Source organism: Ruegeria sp. BG8, from assembly GCF_056538325.1.
Genome location: NZ_JBQFSZ010000004.1, coordinates 244,669 through 261,461 on the forward strand (window position 1 = coordinate 244,669; position 16,793 = coordinate 261,461).

The following is a 16,793-nucleotide window of genomic DNA, read 5'->3' on the forward strand; positions in this document are numbered from 1 at the left end:
GATTTTGCGAGAGGGCGGCCTATTGGGTCGCCCTTTTTCGTCCTAGCCAAACCAAGGTTACATATGGTCGACCACCCAACATCCCGAGACTGGAGCGGCGTTGTCGCATTGGGCCTGATCTGGGGCGGAACCTTTATGGTCGTCGCAATGGCCCTTGAAGGGTATGGCCCAGTCACAGTTGCGACGGCACGCACCACTTTGGGTGCCGTCATGTTGATGGCCTTGATGGCGGTGACAAAGCGCCCTCTTCCCAGCTACTCGCGAGGCCTATGGTGGTCGATCGGTATAATCGGTGTGTTGTCCACCGCCTTGCCATTCGTATTGCTGAGCTGGGGACAGCAATATGTTCCGTCAGCTTTTGCCGGGCTGTCGATGGCAGCGATTCCACTCATGGTCTTGCCGCTGGCGCATTTCTTTTCCGATGAACCCCTCAACGCGCGCAAATTTTTTGGCGTTTCGCTGGGTTTTGCAGGCGCTTTGATCTTGATCGGCCCCGGTCTGGCACAGCTTGGCCAAGGCGCCGAGCCGATTGCTCAACTGGCGTGCATCGGTGCGGCCTTGTGCTATTCCTGCGCTTCGATCTTCACCCGCCGCTGCCCTCCGATCGACCCGGTGGTGCTGGCAGCGCTGACCTTGCTGGTCGGCTCAGTCATCTTGCTTCCCATCATGTGGGTGACCGAAGGCATACCGCGTTGGGAAGGTACGCGGCCCAGCCTTGCGATTATCGGACTAGGGCTGATCCCTACGGCCTTTGCCACGCTCTTACGCGTTTCGATCATCCGCAGCGCGGGCTCGGTGTTCCTGACGCTGGTGAACTATCAGGTTCCAATTTGGTCGATGGTCTTCGGCGCTTGGATCTTGTCCGAAGCGCTGCCATTGCGGTTTTATATCGCTCTGGCGATGATCCTGACCGGTTTGGCTATCAGCCAATGGTTCAGCTTACGGCGGCTGCTGATCGGGAATTAACCCGCGACAGCCTCGACCTCGGCGACGATACCGTCGACGACCTGAGCCAGTAGCGCGTCGTCCTCGCATTCTGCCATGACGCGGATCAGCGGTTCTGTTCCCGATTTACGGATCAGCAGCCGCCCCTGCCCGTTCAACCGCGCCTCGGCATCCGCAATCGCGGCTTGGACGTTCGCGGCTTCTAGCGGGGTTTGTCCCGCCCCGTATCGCACGTTCTTGAGCATTTGCGGGACCGTTTCGAATTGCACCGCCAACTCGGACGCTTTGCGTCCCGAATGCACCATCTCAGCCAGAAAATGCAGACCTGCCATAAGGCCGTCCCCGGTGGTGGCGAAATCGCTCATGACGATGTGGCCCGATTGCTCGCCGCCCAGATTGAAGTCCCCTTCTCGCATGCGTTCTACGACATAGCGATCCCCAACTGCCGTACGTTCCAGTCGTAACCCTAAAGAGTTCAAGTGACGTTCAAGCCCAAGGTTGGACATCACTGTGGCGACCAGAGCCCCGCCCCGCAGACGGTCGGCCTTGGCCCAGCAACCGGCCAACAACGCCATCAACTGATCCCCATCGGCGATCTGTCCATTTTCGTCGACCATCACCACACGGTCTGCGTCACCGTCCAGACAAATCCCTACGTCAGCGCCATGTGCCACGACCGTTTCGGCCGCCAGCTGGGGCTTGGTCGACCCGCAGTTGAGGTTGATGTTCTTACCGTTCGGCGTGACGCCAACCGGAATCACTTCGGCACCCAACTCCCACAGAACTTCGGGCGCAGTGCGGTGTGCAGCACCATTTGCGCAATCGACCACAACCTTTAGACCGTCCAGGCGCAAATCACGAGACAATGACGATTTTACACGTTCGCCATAGCGAAAACGAGCATCATCCACACGACGCGCACGGCCAATATTCTGCGCCTGGGCTGGCTTGACGCCTTCATCAATCAAGCGCTCAATTTCGGCTTCTGCCTGATCCGACAGCTTGAAGCCATCCGGCCCAAAGAACTTTATTCCGTTATCCTCAGCCGGGTTATGACTTGCTGAGATCATTACTCCAAGATCAGCCCGCATGGACCGTGTCATCAAACCTACAGCCGGGGTCGGCACAGGGCCCAGCAAAAGGACATTCATTCCTGTGGAGGTTAATCCAGCCGTCAGAGCATTTTCCAACATATACCCGGACAGGCGCGTATCCTTGCCAATAACCACCCGGTGAGCGCCAGACTGGTCACGCCGGAAATATCGCCCTACTGCGGCACCAATACGCAAAGCCATCTCGGCGGTGATCGGATGGGTGTTGGCAGTTCCTCTTACGCCATCGGTTCCGAACAGCTTGCGCATCTTTTCTCTCTCCGTACTTTAGTGCTTGCGACCGGATTACCGGACGGCAGCCCATAGACGCAAGGCTTGTGCAGTCTCGGCCACGTCATGCACCCGCAAGATCTGTACACCTTGTGCCAGACCAGCCAGACCGACTGCAATTGAACCCGGCGCGCGGGCGTCCTTGCGCGTCTCTTTGCCGATCTGACCGATGAAACCCTTGCGGGATACACCTAACAAAATTGGGCACCCAATGCCGTGAAACAGGCTAAGGTTTTGCAGCAGGGTCAGGTTGTGATCTGACGTTTTGCCGAACCCGATGCCCGGGTCCACCACGATCTGGTTTCGGTTTAACCCAAGCTTCTCCAGATGCGCGACCTGTTCATCCAAAAAATCAAAAACGTCCAGCAAGACGTTGTCATAAATTGGGTTTTTCTGCATCGTAGACGGATCGCCCAGCATATGCATCACGCACACGGCAGCACCCATCTGCGCGCAAAATGGGGCCAACTGCGGATCAAAGGTAAACCCCGAGACGTCATTGATCAGCCCGGCCCCTGCTTCCCACGCCGCTTTTGCAACCTCAGATTTTCGCGTATCAATTGAAATCAGCGCATCGGTCTTTTTACGGATCGCGCGGATCAGCGGCTCCGTTCGCTCAATTTCCTCGTGCGCAGGGACGAAAGACGCACCGGGTCGTGTCGACTCACCGCCGATATCAAGGATGGTGGCGTCGTCTTGCACCATTTGGATGGCGGCAGACTGCGCCGATTGAACTGAGTTGTGTACACCACCATCAGAAAAACTATCGGGCGTTGCGTTTAGGATGCCCATGATATGGGGGCGATTCATATCAAGACCAACCAACGCCATACGTGGACGCGTCAGACGATCCAGTACGTCATTCGGGACTTCGGCAGCGGCAATTACCTGCGAGGTTGTGTCCCTGCTCAACTGCTCAACATGCGTAAACCACAAGTTCTGACCCGCCAGCGGCATAGCCCCTAGCGGGCGCGCTGATCCATTTTGAACAAGCGGACGGTAGTACTGTTTCACAGTTTCGCCTGATCCACGGAAACAGCACGCAGCGGCGTTTTAGGATCCTGAGGTAACGCACCGCCGATCACCATCATTTCGCTTGCCTCAAAAGTGGCGGCAAACCACGCGGCCAGAGCAACGGCGTCAGAAGGCGCGGCCGAAGGACCATCGACCGCATCCAGTACGATCTTGGACGGGGCCCAGACGCAAATCTGACCATTTTTCATAGCCCAATCTAACTCTGTTCGAGTGGATACAACAACGCAACGATGATCACGGGCAGCCAAAACCCACGCATTTTGTTCAATTGCCAGCAGGTCGATCCGGCGCTGCGTCATCGCATGACCTGTCTGGGACACCGCGATATCCGCCGCTCCGACACAGAGGATAAGCGGACGTTGGCGGTTCTCAAGCTGGTCAATCCAACCCGTCAGATTTTCTGAAGCAATCGCCTCATTCGAAAGGAAAACCAAACGGGGATGCGGGCGCTCTTCTTCAACGACCTCGTGTTGGATGGCATCCTTGCCACGAACAATCTCGACCCCCAAAGCACCTGGACCGCGGTCCAACTTTTCTATTCTGACAAAGGCCCTTACCGCCTGAGGCTCAAGTAGAATTCGCTCCGCCACGCGGTCAGCCAAAGTTTCGAGCAAGTTTAGTCGTTCGGCGGCGAGTTCAAAGGCGATTGCCTCGGTTACGCGATCATAGGACAGAATGCGATCCACATCGTCGTCAATCGGATCTGTTAGAGGGCGAACCTCAACAACGATATTGAAGCAAATACGTTGCGTTGTGCCACGTTCAGCCTGAAACGCCCCTATTTCAACATCAACGATGTGATCGCGCAGTGAAATTCGGTCCAATGGCCCCCGATCGGCTGTCGCTTCGGAACGCTCCGAAGGGTGCGCAAATGCGAGGCGGATTTCAGAACTCATAAGTTGGACCTTCTCGGGCTTTTGGACTGATCAGCCCAAATTAAACGATGCGCGCGCGTATAGCACTGCAACAAACGCCTTTCTACCCGTAGAATGCGTCGTCAGGTGACGCGAAACCAACTCATCATACCCGACGCGGCATGTCCCAACATATGACAATGCAGCAACCAGTCGCCCGGGTTATCCGCCACAAGAGCGACCTGCCGGGTCTGCCCGCGTCCGACCAACACTGTGTCACGCCATGGTCCCAGTGTTCCGTCTGACAAAATCAGACGGAAGTGGTGGCCGTGCAAATGCATCGCATGCGGAAACGCCGTTTGGTTCACAAACTCGATCCGATGGGTTGTTCCCAGCGACACATCCAGAAAGGGATCCTTTGGACGTTCAGCATATCCGTTCAAAGCCCAGAAACGTCCCAACTGTGCTAATTCCTGACCGGACAACTCAGTCTCGCCCAACTTGGCAGAGGATAGCCATTGCATTGCCCCGCCTTGCATGGTCATCCGGTGCAAAGGCGCATCGTCCAGAACAACCTCTGGAACAGGATTGGGCGGCAGAGGCACAATCCCGGATCGCGCGGTCGCTGCAGCGCCCGAGACATCAAATCGAACCATCCCAAAGCCGCCATCGCGTTCAAAACTCACGAGGCTGGCAGTGTCGGTAGTACCCGACACATCAACGATCAAATCCGCGCGCTGCGCCGGGCCCAGCGGAAAGCTGTCGGTGACCTCAAGCGGCACATCCAAGGGCATTCCGTCCAGCGCGACCAGCCATCCCGTCAAGCCGTCCAACCCCAGCTCGAATATGCGCGCGTTCGCAGCGTTGACTAAGCGCAGCCGCAGGCGTTCCCCGGGCCCGACCTTGTATAAGGGATCGAATTGCCCATTGACGGACACGATATTACCCAACCTTCCGGCATGGCTCAGATCGTGACCGTTATCAAAATCTTCCGAGATCTGCGCTGTCTCGGGCTCAAGTCGCCAATCGTCCAGCATGAGTGTCAGATCGCGATCTACGTCGACTGCAACAGCTTCTTCAACAATCAGTGGTCCGTATAAACCACGTGCCACCTGCTCCATCGAGCGGTTATGCGCGTGGTACCAATACGTTCCCGCATCAGGCACAACGAAATCGTAGTCGAAATTACCGTCGGCCTCGACCAGGTCCTGCGTCAACCCCGGCACCCCGTCCATCGCGTTGGCGATCCGGATGCCGTGCCAATGTATCGTCGTAGGCTGAGGCAGATTGTTCACCAAACGGCGTTGTACCCGATCACCCTGCGGTATTCGAATCTCGGTCCCCGGAACTGTTCCGCCATAAGTCCAAACGGATGTTTCAGGAAATGTATCAGGCGCAATCTGCTGTTTGGTTTGTTGGGCAACCAACGTGGGAAAAGATGCACGCGCCACGTTGGGCGCCAACATCAAAGCTGCACCGGTTTGCAGGAACTGTCTGCGGGAAAAAATCATTGCGAGCCTCCTGGCTCGCAACATAGGTCATAAAACGCCCCGCGCCATAAGGTTCCAGCGCAGGTGCGTCAGTTAGTTGCTCGCCGTACGATAGTTGTGCCGATAGAAGATGTGCACTCCGATACGGGCGGTTTCCTTATAGACACGTGACCAGGACGGGCGCACTGCGGTCGTATGGTAGTGCGTCGCTCCTTCGGTCAGATCCGGAATATTGCCGTCAATCGCCGCGCGCGCCACTTTGGACACCCGCTCATAGGCTTTTTTCTCACGGATCACTTCCTTGCGGCCATCGCAGGTGTAGGTGAACTGGCACTGGTATTTTTTGCCGGTCCCTTGCTTGATGACCCCACAGAGAGTGTCTGGGAACCGGCCGCTATCAACGCGGTTCAAGATGACTTCGGCCACAGCAAATTGACCTCGTACGCTTTCCCCACGCGCTTCGAAGTACAACGCTTCGGCCAGGCACTTAAAGTGTTCGTCCCCCGACGCTTTCGGTTGCTTGTCCAACCAGTCCTTAGAGTAGGACATTTTTCGTGGTTCAACCGCCTTACGCGGCTTGAACAGACTTAGGTAGTCACGGAAGTTTTGACCGGGCAATTCAGTCCGGGCCACTAGTTCACGCTTGGCAGTATCGGTTGCTTCCCTCTCAGCGACGGAAACACTCGGCAGCGTGGTTGCTGCCATTGCGGCAACAGCCAGTATGTATCGTAGCATCAGATAACCTCGCACAGGCACGTTACGCGCCATACCCTCCCCCGGCGGGCGCGACGAGGCTCTTAACGAATTGAATCGGAAACGTCCAGTTTTGGGCAAAAAGCAAGTGGAAAATCGCCGTTGTGCAAAATAATTCCAACAGCGAGGCTTATTTTTTCCTACAATTTCTAGCGTGCAACACGCGTGTCAACCCCCAAGTCTGGACGAAATCGCCAGTTGAGCGGCAGCCAGCCGAGCGACGGGTACCCGGAACGGTGAACACGAGACGTAGTCGAATCCCAAATCCCGACAAAGGGCGATTGATTCGGGGTTCCCGCCATGTTCGCCGCAGACTGACAAAGTCACGTCCGGTTGCGCGCCTCTTCCACGTTCTGATCCAAGCTTGAGCAGCTCTCCGACGCCGTCTGCATCGAGCACATGAAACGGGTCTTCGGCAAAAACACCCTGACGCACATAAGCCGACATGAACCGCCCCGCGTCGTCACGCGACAAACCATATGTCATCTGCGTCAGGTCGTTGGTACCAAAGCTCAGGAATGCCGTCTGCGGCGCGATTTCATCCGCACGCAAACACGCGCGCGGCGTTTCCACCATCACGCCCAGCCGATATTCAAATTCCTGCCCTTGCTCGGCCGCAACCGAAGCCGCAACCGAATCTATCCGCGACTTCACCAACTCCACTTCCCGCTTGGCCGAGACCAGTGGGATCATCACCTCGGGCACAACGGGCGCGCCGTTTTTGCTGGCCTCTAAAGTTGCCTCAAAGATTGCGCGAGCTTGCATGTCATAGATTTCCGGAACCGTGACACCCAGCCGAACGCCTCGTAAGCCCAACATCGGATTGTATTCGCTCATCGCGTCCACACGACGTTCTACATCGGAAACCGGCAGGTCCAGTGCTTCGGCCAGTTCACGTTGCCCTCCACGTGTCGTGGGCAGGAATTCGTGCAAAGGCGGGTCAAACAACCTGATGCAGACGGGTTGGCCTTCCATGATACGGAAAAGCTGCACAAAGTCTTCGCGCTGCATGGGCAGCAGTCGTTCCAACACCGCAGCCCGACCGGACGACGTCTGCGCAAAGATCATCTCGCGCATAACGATCAAACGACCGGGATCAAAGAACATGTGTTCGGTCCGGCAAAGACCGATCCCCTGCGCCATAAAGTTCCGGGCGGTCTGTGCGTCCGCGGGGGTGTCAGCGTTTGCACGGATCGCGATATCCCGCTCAGCGTCAGCCCAGCCCATAAGCGTTTGGAAACAATCGTCTAACGCGGCTTCCAGCATTGCCGGCTGACCGGCCAGAACCTGCCCGGAACTGCCGTCGATCGTCAATGTATCGCCGGTCGTGAAAACCCTGCCGTCTGGTGCCGTCAGCATCTTTTTCTTGGTCTGGAAGCGCATCTCGGACGCGCCAACGATACACGGAAGACCAAGACCGCGGCCAATCACCGCCGCATGGCTGGTCATACCACCCTTTTCCGTCAATACGGCGACAGCTGCGTGCATCCCACGCACGTCTTCAGGGGCAGTTTCGCGACGAACCAGAATACAAGGCTCACCCCGTGCAGCACTTGCTTGTGCTTCTGCTGAGGTGAAAACAAGCTTACCGGTCGCAGCGCCAGGACTTGCGGCAATGCCTGTGGTCAGAACATCGCGACGCGCCTCTGGATGAACCTGACGGTGGAGCAATTCGTTCAACGAATGGGGATCCACGCGCATCACGGCTTCTTGCGCCGGAATGATACCGTCTTCGGCCAACCGCACGGCAATCCGCATAGACGCCCGCGCGCTGCGCTGGACACGCACGCCATCCAGAATATGCACTCGGCCGTTTTCAATCACGAACTCGACCTGCATTTCCTCGCGCAGTTTTTCACGCATCAAAGCAGCATGAGCCTTGAGATCGGCGAAGGCCTCGGGCGCGACCTCTTCCAGCGACAAGCCGCGCGGATCCTTTTCCAGATACAGCGCCGCCACGCCCTCGCCCAAAGCGTCCCTACCCTGACTCTGGCTAAGATACCGCCCTGTTAGCTGAGGCATTCCTGTAGTCGGATCGACCAACTGCAAAACACCCGAGCCACATTCCCCCTGCCCCACGCCTGGGATCATTTCCTGAATAACCAACCCCAAGCCCGCATCTGCAGGGGCACCCTTGGCTTGCCGCAACAGGCGTGCAGATGTGCCGTCCCAAGCCCGCGCCATCGACCGCAAAACGGCGATGAGCTGCTCGCCACGCTCTTGCGGAAAGCTCTCGTCGGTTTCGTCTTCATAGGCGCGCAGGGACTGCTTTAGACCTTCGCGGCCATCGGCGTCGATATCGTCGAAAACGTCAGCGTCCAAACGGGCCACATGTACTGCGTAGCTTTGCACAAACCGCAGATACAGCGCAGCCGCGGCCTCTCCTCCCATGGAATCAGATAAGTCCACATAGCGTGCGTCGTTCATCCCGATATTCAGGATCGCACCGGGACCACCCCAATCTGGATCTTCCGAGCTGGGGCGGACGCAAAGAAGCGCCGTCTGACTGAATTGGTCCAGGATTGCGCTTATGTCGGGCACCTGCCCTTTGGCGATGTTTTGCACTGCATCAAATGACAGCGCCACTGTCCGTGGAACCGGCATGTCCAGACGGACAAGACGTTGCAGACATTTCGCCCGTCCGCCATGCGTATGCGGCGTAACGGGCGCTTTGGGCGTGATCAGCGTGGTATGCGGGTTATTCTGCACTGCGGCACCTTTTGGTTTGACCGCAGCATAAGCCCCTGCATCATTGACGCAAGGCCGATCTGGGTCAGCCCTCGATCTTGCTGAGATCTGCTACACGCGAACACACTTGCCGGATTTGGCTAAGCAGGTTCAAACGGTTGCGGCGCAGGATATCATTGTCCGTGTTGACCTGAACCTCGTCAAAGAAGGCGTCCACCGGGCCGCGCAACCCTGCCATAGTGCTCATGGCAGCGGGGAAGTCTTCTGCGTTCAGCGCAGGCTCGATTTCCGCCTGTGCTTGATCCAGGGCCGCGAAAAGGGCCTTTTCGCTATCAGTCTCGGCAAATTTCACATCTGCGCCGTAGGAGTATTCGACCCCGTCCTTTTCCTCGGCCTGAGTCAGGATATTGTTGGCCCGTTTGAACCCCTGAACAAGGTTTTCACCATCTTCCGTCGCGATCACCGCGTTCAACGCACGGGCGCGCTTGACCAGCAGGTTCAAGTCATCGCTGCCGTCCATGGCAATACATGCGTCGATGATGTCGTGCCGGATGCCTTCGTCGCGCAGGAAGACCTTTAGGCGGTCATGGAAGAACGACAACAGGTCTGTAGGCGCAGATTTTACAATGGCATCGGCGGCTTCGACCTGATGGGCAAGACCATGCACTTCCTGTGCTGCCGCGTCCGCATCTTCGGCATTGGCTTGTCTGGCCTTCGCTTCCAGCAAGGCCGCCTGCCATTCTGGCAGTTTCAACAGGGTTCGCAGCGCTGTTTCAAATGTATCACTAAGCGACAGCCGCAAGTCATTGGTAAGCACCAACCGGATCACACCAAGTGCTGCCCGACGCAAGGCAAACGGATCTTTCGATCCGGTCGGCTTTTCATCAATTGCCCAGAACCCCGTCAAAGTATCCAGCTTATCGGCCAACGCGACAGCCACTGATACCGGGGCGGTCGGTACATCATCTGACGGCCCCAAGGGCGAGTAGTGCTCTTCGCTGGCAAGCCCGACCTCAGCTGGGAGTTCTGCAGCTTCAGCGTAATAACGCCCCATAAGCCCTTGCAATTCCGGGAATTCGAACACCATTTCCGAGGACAAATCCGCCTTGCATCCCTGCGCAGCCATCATCGCAAGAGCCGGATTGGCATTGGTTGAACTCGCCAGTTCATGCGCCAAAGCTGCGATGCGGTTCACACGGTCCCCTTGCGAACCCAGTTTCGCGTGGAAGGTCACAGAGTCCAGTTTCTCGACCCACGGTTCAAACCCGTCGGATTTGACGATACGCAGGTCATTCTCCCAAAAGAACTTGGCATCGGCCAGACGCGCCGACAGAACCTTTTGGTTCCCCGCCAGAATCGTCCGCCCGTTATCTGAAGTCTCACGGTTGGCGACGGTGATGAATTGCTCGATCCGTCCGGACTTGGGGTTTTTGACCGAGAAGAACTTCTGATGCTCTTTCATCGAAGTCTGCAAAACCTCGGGTGGCAAATCCAAGAATTCATCGTCGATCTTGCCCATCAAAACAACGGGCCACTCGACCAACCCGGCAACTTCGGCCAGCAAGCCTTTGTCTTCAACTACTTCAAGACCGGCGGCAAAAGCCATGTTCTGAGCGTCGTTCCAGATATGCTCTGCCCGATCAGCAGGGTTCAACACCACAAAAGCGCGCTTTAGTTTGGCCGCGTAGTCGTCAAAAGATGTTACGTTGAACCGACCGGGTGCCATGAACCGGTGCCCATCAGTTGTATCGCCAGATTTGATTCCGTCAATTTCAAGCGGCACAATCTCGGCGCCTGCTCCATCGCTGAGGATGCACAGGATGGAATGCAGTGGGCGCACCCAACGCAGCGGACCACTGCCCCAGCGCATTGACTTGGGCCACGGGAAATTCCGGATGGTCGCCTCAAGAACTTCGGCCACAATCTCTGCAGCGGGGCGGCCCGCTTTTTCGATTGTCGCGAAATATACCGCGCCCTTGGGCGTTTCACGCTCTTCCAACTGATCCCGCGTCAGCCCTGCGCCGCGCAGAAAACCTTCGATCGCCTTGTCAGGTGCGCCCACCTTGGGCCCCTTGCGTTCTTCGCGAATAGTCGGGCTTTCGGCCAGCACCCCTTCGACCGCCAGTGTCAGCCGCCGCGGAGTGGTCATTGCAGCAGCACCTGCATAGGTCAAACCAGCCTCAACCAGACCGTCGGTGATCCGCTTTTTCAGATCCTCACCGGCGCGGGTCTGCATGCGCGCGGGGATTTCCTCGGAAAACAGTTCGATCAGCAGGTCGGGCATGGTCGGTCCTTAGAATGAAACGATCGTCTGGATGACGATGGCATTAGCGATATCCACAAAGAATGCGGATACAAGGGGCAATACGATAAAGGCAATAGGTGAAGGGCCATATCGCTTGGTTACAGCGGTCATATTTGCGATTGCCGTTGGTGTTGCGCCCAAAGCGAAACCGCCAAACCCAGCTGACAGAACCGCAGCCCGGTAGTTTCCGCCCATGACGGGGAACAACAGCCAAACAACGAAGATAACAGTCAACAAAGTTTGCGCGGCCATTATGACGACAATGGCCAGACCCAGCTGAGCGATGGTCCAAAGCTGAAGGCTCATTAACGACATCGCCAAAAACGCGCCCAGTGAGAACTCGGATATTAAGGCCAAGGACGGTGTTCGTGCGACAGGCTTGGCCGACGGAAACAGCGCGGATCGCAGGTTGGCGATCACTATGCCCATGATCAGACAGGGGACAAATAGTGGCAGTTTCAGCCCTGCCGCGCTGATCACCTGATGCAAAAGGTACCCGGCGACAATCGCGAGGTTCAAAAACAGCATGACCCGCATTATTGTCAGGTGATCGATCTTGGCTGCAGCTTCGCTTGGGCTTTCGGGCAATCCAACCGTGTGCTCTTCGGCGGGGCGATCGGGCGTCAGGTTTTTACCTTCGACAAGAAATCGCGCAATGGGCCCGCCGACAAGTGCAGCCAGCACTAAGCCGACTGTAGCGACTGCCACCCCCAACTCGGTCGTGCCGACAAGGCCAGTAATCTCACCAACTTCGGGTGCCCAGGCAATGGCTGTTCCGTGACCGCCAATCAAAGCGGCTGAGCCGAACAAAACACCTGCCTGCGCGGGATATCCGAACATGGCTGCGCCAGCGGCGCCGACGACATTTTGCAAAACAATCATCGCAAAGGTCAGGATCAATAGCAAAAACAGCGGCTTGCCGCCCGCTATTAAATCCGAGAGCCGCGCGTTCAATCCTATGCCTGCAAAGAACAGCACCAGTAGGAAGTCTCGGGCTGCCAAGCCAAAAGACACCTCAATGTCAAAAACAAGGTAAAGCAGCAAGAAAAACACCGACGCCAACAAGCCACCGGTCACCGGCTCAGGAATGTTGAACTGTCGAAGCGCGGCAACACGTGCGTTGATTTCGGCACCGATCAGATAGACGGCAAAGCCCAGCGTCGCGGTCAAAAAGTCCGGGATCTGAAGCGTACCATCCACCATCACTTATTCCTGTGGCCTGACCGGGCACTCTTCTCCTACGACGGTACCGTCATATGCTTTTTCACCGCAATTGTTCAGGGCGTGCCAGACGAAACCTCTGCCATCTTCTGTAATGGCAACAATACGATCCACGCCAAAGTGAATGTTCTTTTGCCCCATAAACGCCTGAGCGCGCCCTGCTTTCAAATCCTCGGCCAGCAACGCCGCATCATAGCAGTCAAACCAACCCGGAGCAGTCAGCGGCTCCGGGTTCTCGACCGGAACAAAACGGGACATGTCAGCCGGTGACAGATCCGCTTGAAAACAGGCACGGTACCGGATCGGCGAACTGTCGGCGTCAATCGCCTGAAATGCGGTATAAGTAATAGGTTCAGTCTGCTCATCCTCAGACAGCATCAGCGAGACGTCCTGCCCTGGCACGGGTTCTACCGTGTAGTAAAAACCATAAACCTGCAGATAGTACATGGCCCCTCCGGCCACGGCCGCAGAAGCGAGCAAGAGGATAGCTAGCAGTTTTCCGGTCATAGTTCACACATCCTGATCACGCGGCCTCTTTCAAACATGTGAGAAATGGGACAGGTTTCAAATCATTACAGGCTGAAACGAGGCTTTTCGAATGGACTCTACCCTTGCCGTCGGATTCTTTGGCGCATTGTTCGCCATCATGAACCCGATCACCAACCTGCCCGTTTTCCTGAGCGTAACCGATGGCCTCACCCCGACAGATCAACGAAAGGTCGCCACCAAAACCGCTGTGTATTGCCTGATACTGGGCGGGGCATTTGCTGTGGTTGGGAACAAGGCACTGGGGCTCTTCGGCATCAGCGTCGATGATCTGCGTGTCGCAGGGGGGCTTGTCGTCCTGATGATCGGGCTGAACATGCTGAGCGGGAACGAAAGCACCACGCATCATGGCACCGCGGATGAAAAGCAAGCCTATCCCAAACCCGAAACCGTTGCTTTCTACCCCTTGGCCTTCCCGATTCTCGTGGGGCCCGGTACCATCACCACGCTGATCCTTTACGCGCACCACATTACGAAACCTGTGGATGCCATTGTTTACGCAGGTGTTTTTCTGGTCGTTCTGACTTTGTTGTTCATCACATTCTGGAACGCTTCGGCGCTGTCCAAACGCCTGTCCGAGAATGCCCGCGTAATCATGAGCCGGTTCATGGGCATGATCCTGTCTGCCATCGCGATCAGCATGATCGCAGACGGTCTCAAGGTTCTTTTGCCCGGACTGGCCTGAACGCGCCATCAGGCATCGAACCCGGCGGCCTCGGTCATGACGAACGCATCCGCGCATTGCTTGGCCAGAGCACGCACCCGGCCGATATAAGCCTGACGTTCCGTAACCGAGATCACACCCCGCGCGTCCAGAAGGTTAAAGATATGAGACGCCTTGATGCACTGATCATAGGCCGGGTGTGCCATAACGATGCGCTTGCCTGTTTTGGGATCGTCATGCTCCTGCCCCAGAATAGCGGCACATTCCGCTTCGGCCTCTTCAAAGTGACGCAATAACACCTCGGTGTTGGCAACGTCGAAGTTCCAACGCGCATACTCTTCTTCGGTCTGCTTGAATATATCCCCGTATTTCAAAGGATTAGGCGATTGCGGGTCATTGAAAGGCATGTCCATCACGTGGTCGATGCCAAGGACGTACATTGCCAGACGCTCCAGACCATAGGTCAATTCGCCGGACACGGGTGCACAATCATGGCCACCTACCTGCTGGAAATAGGTGAATTGGCTTACTTCCATGCCATCGCACCAGACCTCCCAGCCCAAGCCCCATGCACCAAGCGTGGGGCTTTCCCAGTCGTCCTCGACAAAGCGGATGTCGTGCAGGTCCATGTCGATGCCGATGGCTTCAAGCGACCCCAGGTACAACTCCTGCAAGTCCGGCGGGCTGGGTTTGATCAACACTTGATACTGATAATAATGCTGCAGCCGGTTTGGGTTTTCACCGTACCGCCCGTCTGTGGGCCGACGCGACGGCTGTACATAGGCGGCTGCCCAAGCCTTGGACCCCAACGCACGCAACGTGGTCGCCGGGTGAAAAGTGCCTGCTCCGACCTCCATGTCGTAAGGCTGTAGAATCGCACAGCCTTTGGCGGCCCAATAGGTTTGCAACCGCAGGATTATTTCCTGAAATGAACGTGGTGCGCTGGACGGTTCGGTCATGTCATTCCCCTTGGCGCGCAGGCGCCGGTTCCGTTGGGTTTTGCCCTTCCTATGCAAGGGGCCAAGGGGCGTCAACGGGCCAGTGTGCTCTAGCTGTCACTGCGCCGCCACACTGGAAATTCCCCGCGTTCTTGGCATGGCGTTCAATACCCCAAATCGCGTAGTCTGCGGCAAAGCTAAAACACCGCGGACACGGGCAGACAATGACACGCTTATTTTCGGCAATTCTGTTTCTTATTCTATTTGGCGCACGCGCCGTCATCGCCCAACAGGACGCGGGCGTTTGGGTTCAGGTTGAGGCACGACCTTCTCTGAGCGAGGCTCAGGATCGAGCGCAGGCTTACGCAAGCATCTTGCCGGATGTGAACGGATTTCGCCTGAACTCTGGCTGGTATGCCATTGTTATTGGACCGTATTTACGCAGCGATGCCGAGCAGGTATTGCGCGTATACAGGGCCGAGGGGCAGATACCTTCGGACAGTTACATAACCTTTTCAAATACACTCGGTCAGCAGTTCTGGCCTGTCGGCGTGAACCTGTTGGACCGCGGTGTCGTGTCCCCCCCAGTCGAGCCGCAACCACAAGAACCCGTGGTCGGGTTGTCGGCGGAACCGAGCGACGAAACCCGTGCTGAAGCGTTGCAAAGCGAGCGTCTTTTGACAGCAGAAGAACGCAAAGCTCTGCAGACGGCCTTACAAGCGGCAGGTTTTTACAACTCGACAATTGATGGCGCGTTTGGACAAGGCACCCGCCGTTCGATGGGCGACTGGCAGCGTTTCAACGGGTTTGAGGCAACTGGCGTCCTGACCACTGCACAACGCAGGGCACTTATGGACGACTTCAACGCCCCCTTAATCAGCGTTGGGATGGCACGACACGTGGACCCACAGGCGGGGATTGATATCGACCTGCCCTTGGGTGCCGTCGCATTTTCACGCTACGAAGCGCCTTTTGCGCATTTCGACAGCACGTCCGATTTGGGTGCAAGCGCATTGTTGATCAGTCAGCAAGGTAACAAAGATACGTTGCGCGCGTTGTATGAGGTTATGCAGTCACTGGAAGTTGTCCCACTGGACGGCCAAAGACAGCTGCGCGGTGACAGCTTTGTGCTCGAAGGGCGCGGGAATGGCATTGTGTCTTATACCGAAGCCCGTTTGAACGACGGCAAGATCAAAGGGTTTACTTTGGTTTGGCCAGACGGCGACGAAGCGCGCCGTACACGCATACTGGGGGCGATGAAGGCCAGCTTTGCGGTGAATGACGCTGTTTTGGACTCGGCCGCCGGTGCGGACGCCGAACAGCGGATTGACCTTGTCTCTGGGCTGCAAATCCGCAAACCTCGCCTGTCGCGGTCAGGGTTCTTCGCGGATGCAAATGGAACTGTGCTGACCGTAGCGGAAGCCACCAATAGCTGCACGCGCGTAACCCTTGACGGCGATCAGGAACTGCAAGTGGCGTGGAGTGACGCCGATCTTGGCGTTTCCGTCCTGCGCCCCCGAACCAATCTTGCACCGCTGAGTGTTGCCGAATTCAGCGCGGATATACCCCGCATCCAATCCGAAGTGGCGGTATCCGGCTTTTCGTACCAAGGGGCTTTGGGCGCTCCCACCCTGACATACGGACAAATCGCTGATGTGCGCGGCCTGAATGGCGAAGAAGGGGTCAAGCGACTTGCACTTGCCGCTCAACCCGGAGACGCAGGTGGCCCGGTCTTTGATGATGCGGGGCATGTCGTGGGTATGCTGCTGCCAACCCCATCCGAAGGACGCACCCTGCCCGCTTCGGTCAGTTTGGCAGCAACCGCCGCCCGCCTGAGCGAGATTCTGGGCAAGGCCGGTATCTCTGGCCAGTCGAGCCAATCCGATACGCAGATCTCACCTAATGAATTGAACCGGCGTGCTACTGGGATGACCGTTCTGGTGCATTGTTGGGATTAACCGACGCTCCTTAC

The 16,793-nt window shown here is 56.9% G+C and carries 13 protein-coding genes; 3 read left to right on the forward strand and 10 right to left on the reverse strand.

Translation table 11 applies throughout. The annotated features are described in order from the left end of the window. Positions 1 to 63 precede the first annotated feature (63 nt). On the forward strand, positions 64 to 966 hold the full coding sequence (locus ACR0DG_RS10755; RefSeq protein ID WP_480697700.1) for a DMT family transporter: 903 nt from the start codon (positions 64 to 66) through the stop codon (positions 964 to 966). Here ACR0DG_RS10755 and glmM read toward each other — a convergent pair. The 9 genes from glmM to ACR0DG_RS10800 form a co-directional block, all read right to left on the reverse strand. Then, entirely contained in the window at positions 963 to 2,306 is a 1,344-nt protein-coding gene (glmM, locus tag ACR0DG_RS10760; RefSeq protein WP_480697702.1) for a phosphoglucosamine mutase, read from the reverse strand. The two genes, ACR0DG_RS10755 and glmM, sit on opposite strands and share 4 nt — an antisense overlap. Before the next feature lie 36 nt (positions 2,307 to 2,342). Next, positions 2,343 to 3,341 (reverse strand): dihydropteroate synthase, encoded by a 999-nt coding sequence (gene folP, locus ACR0DG_RS10765; RefSeq protein WP_480697704.1) that lies wholly within the window; start codon positions 3,339 to 3,341, stop codon positions 2,343 to 2,345. Next, positions 3,338 to 4,258, reverse strand: coding sequence for a dihydroneopterin aldolase (locus ACR0DG_RS10770; RefSeq protein WP_480697705.1), 921 nt, complete (start codon positions 4,256 to 4,258; stop codon positions 3,338 to 3,340). Before ACR0DG_RS10770 ends, folP begins: the two co-directional genes overlap by 4 nt. A gap of 101 nt (positions 4,259 to 4,359) precedes the next feature. Further along, positions 4,360 to 5,727 (reverse strand): multicopper oxidase family protein, encoded by a 1,368-nt coding sequence (locus ACR0DG_RS10775; RefSeq protein WP_480697707.1) that lies wholly within the window; start codon positions 5,725 to 5,727, stop codon positions 4,360 to 4,362. 72 nt (positions 5,728 to 5,799) lie between these two features. Then, positions 5,800 to 6,474 carry a cell wall hydrolase gene (locus ACR0DG_RS10780; RefSeq protein ID WP_480697709.1) on the reverse strand — a complete coding sequence of 225 codons (675 nt, stop codon included), beginning with the start codon at positions 6,472 to 6,474 and terminating at the stop codon, positions 5,800 to 5,802. Between the two features lie 153 nt (positions 6,475 to 6,627). Then, complete coding sequence (locus ACR0DG_RS10785) at positions 6,628 to 9,168, reverse strand: putative PEP-binding protein (protein WP_480697711.1); 2,541 nt, start codon at positions 9,166 to 9,168, stop codon at positions 6,628 to 6,630. 64 nt (positions 9,169 to 9,232) lie between these two features. After that, positions 9,233 to 11,431 carry a glycine--tRNA ligase subunit beta gene (gene glyS / locus ACR0DG_RS10790; RefSeq protein WP_480697713.1) on the reverse strand — a complete coding sequence of 733 codons (2,199 nt, stop codon included), beginning with the start codon at positions 11,429 to 11,431 and terminating at the stop codon, positions 9,233 to 9,235. 9 nt (positions 11,432 to 11,440) lie between these two features. Continuing rightward, the gene (gene gltS, locus ACR0DG_RS10795; RefSeq protein WP_480697714.1) at positions 11,441 to 12,655 is read right to left on the reverse strand and encodes a sodium/glutamate symporter; all 1,215 of its coding nucleotides are present in this window, start codon (positions 12,653 to 12,655) and stop codon (positions 11,441 to 11,443) included. A gap of 3 nt (positions 12,656 to 12,658) precedes the next feature. Next, positions 12,659 to 13,180 carry a DUF6446 family protein gene (locus ACR0DG_RS10800; protein WP_480697716.1) on the reverse strand — a complete coding sequence of 174 codons (522 nt, stop codon included), beginning with the start codon at positions 13,178 to 13,180 and terminating at the stop codon, positions 12,659 to 12,661. 91 nt (positions 13,181 to 13,271) lie between these two features. Here ACR0DG_RS10800 and ACR0DG_RS10805 point away from each other — a divergent pair, with 91 nt between their 5' ends. Beyond that, complete coding sequence (locus tag ACR0DG_RS10805) at positions 13,272 to 13,904, forward strand: MarC family protein (RefSeq protein WP_480697718.1); 633 nt, start codon at positions 13,272 to 13,274, stop codon at positions 13,902 to 13,904. Positions 13,905 to 13,912: 8 nt separating this feature from the next. On the opposite strand, the gene ACR0DG_RS10810 is transcribed toward ACR0DG_RS10805, so the two are convergent. Further along, on the reverse strand, positions 13,913 to 14,842 hold the full coding sequence (locus ACR0DG_RS10810; RefSeq protein ID WP_480697720.1) for a glycine--tRNA ligase subunit alpha: 930 nt from the start codon (positions 14,840 to 14,842) through the stop codon (positions 13,913 to 13,915). A gap of 203 nt (positions 14,843 to 15,045) precedes the next feature. Here ACR0DG_RS10810 and ACR0DG_RS10815 point away from each other — a divergent pair, with 203 nt between their 5' ends. Then, entirely contained in the window at positions 15,046 to 16,779 is a 1,734-nt protein-coding gene (locus tag ACR0DG_RS10815; RefSeq protein WP_480697722.1) for a serine protease, read from the forward strand. Positions 16,780 to 16,793 lie beyond the last annotated feature (14 nt).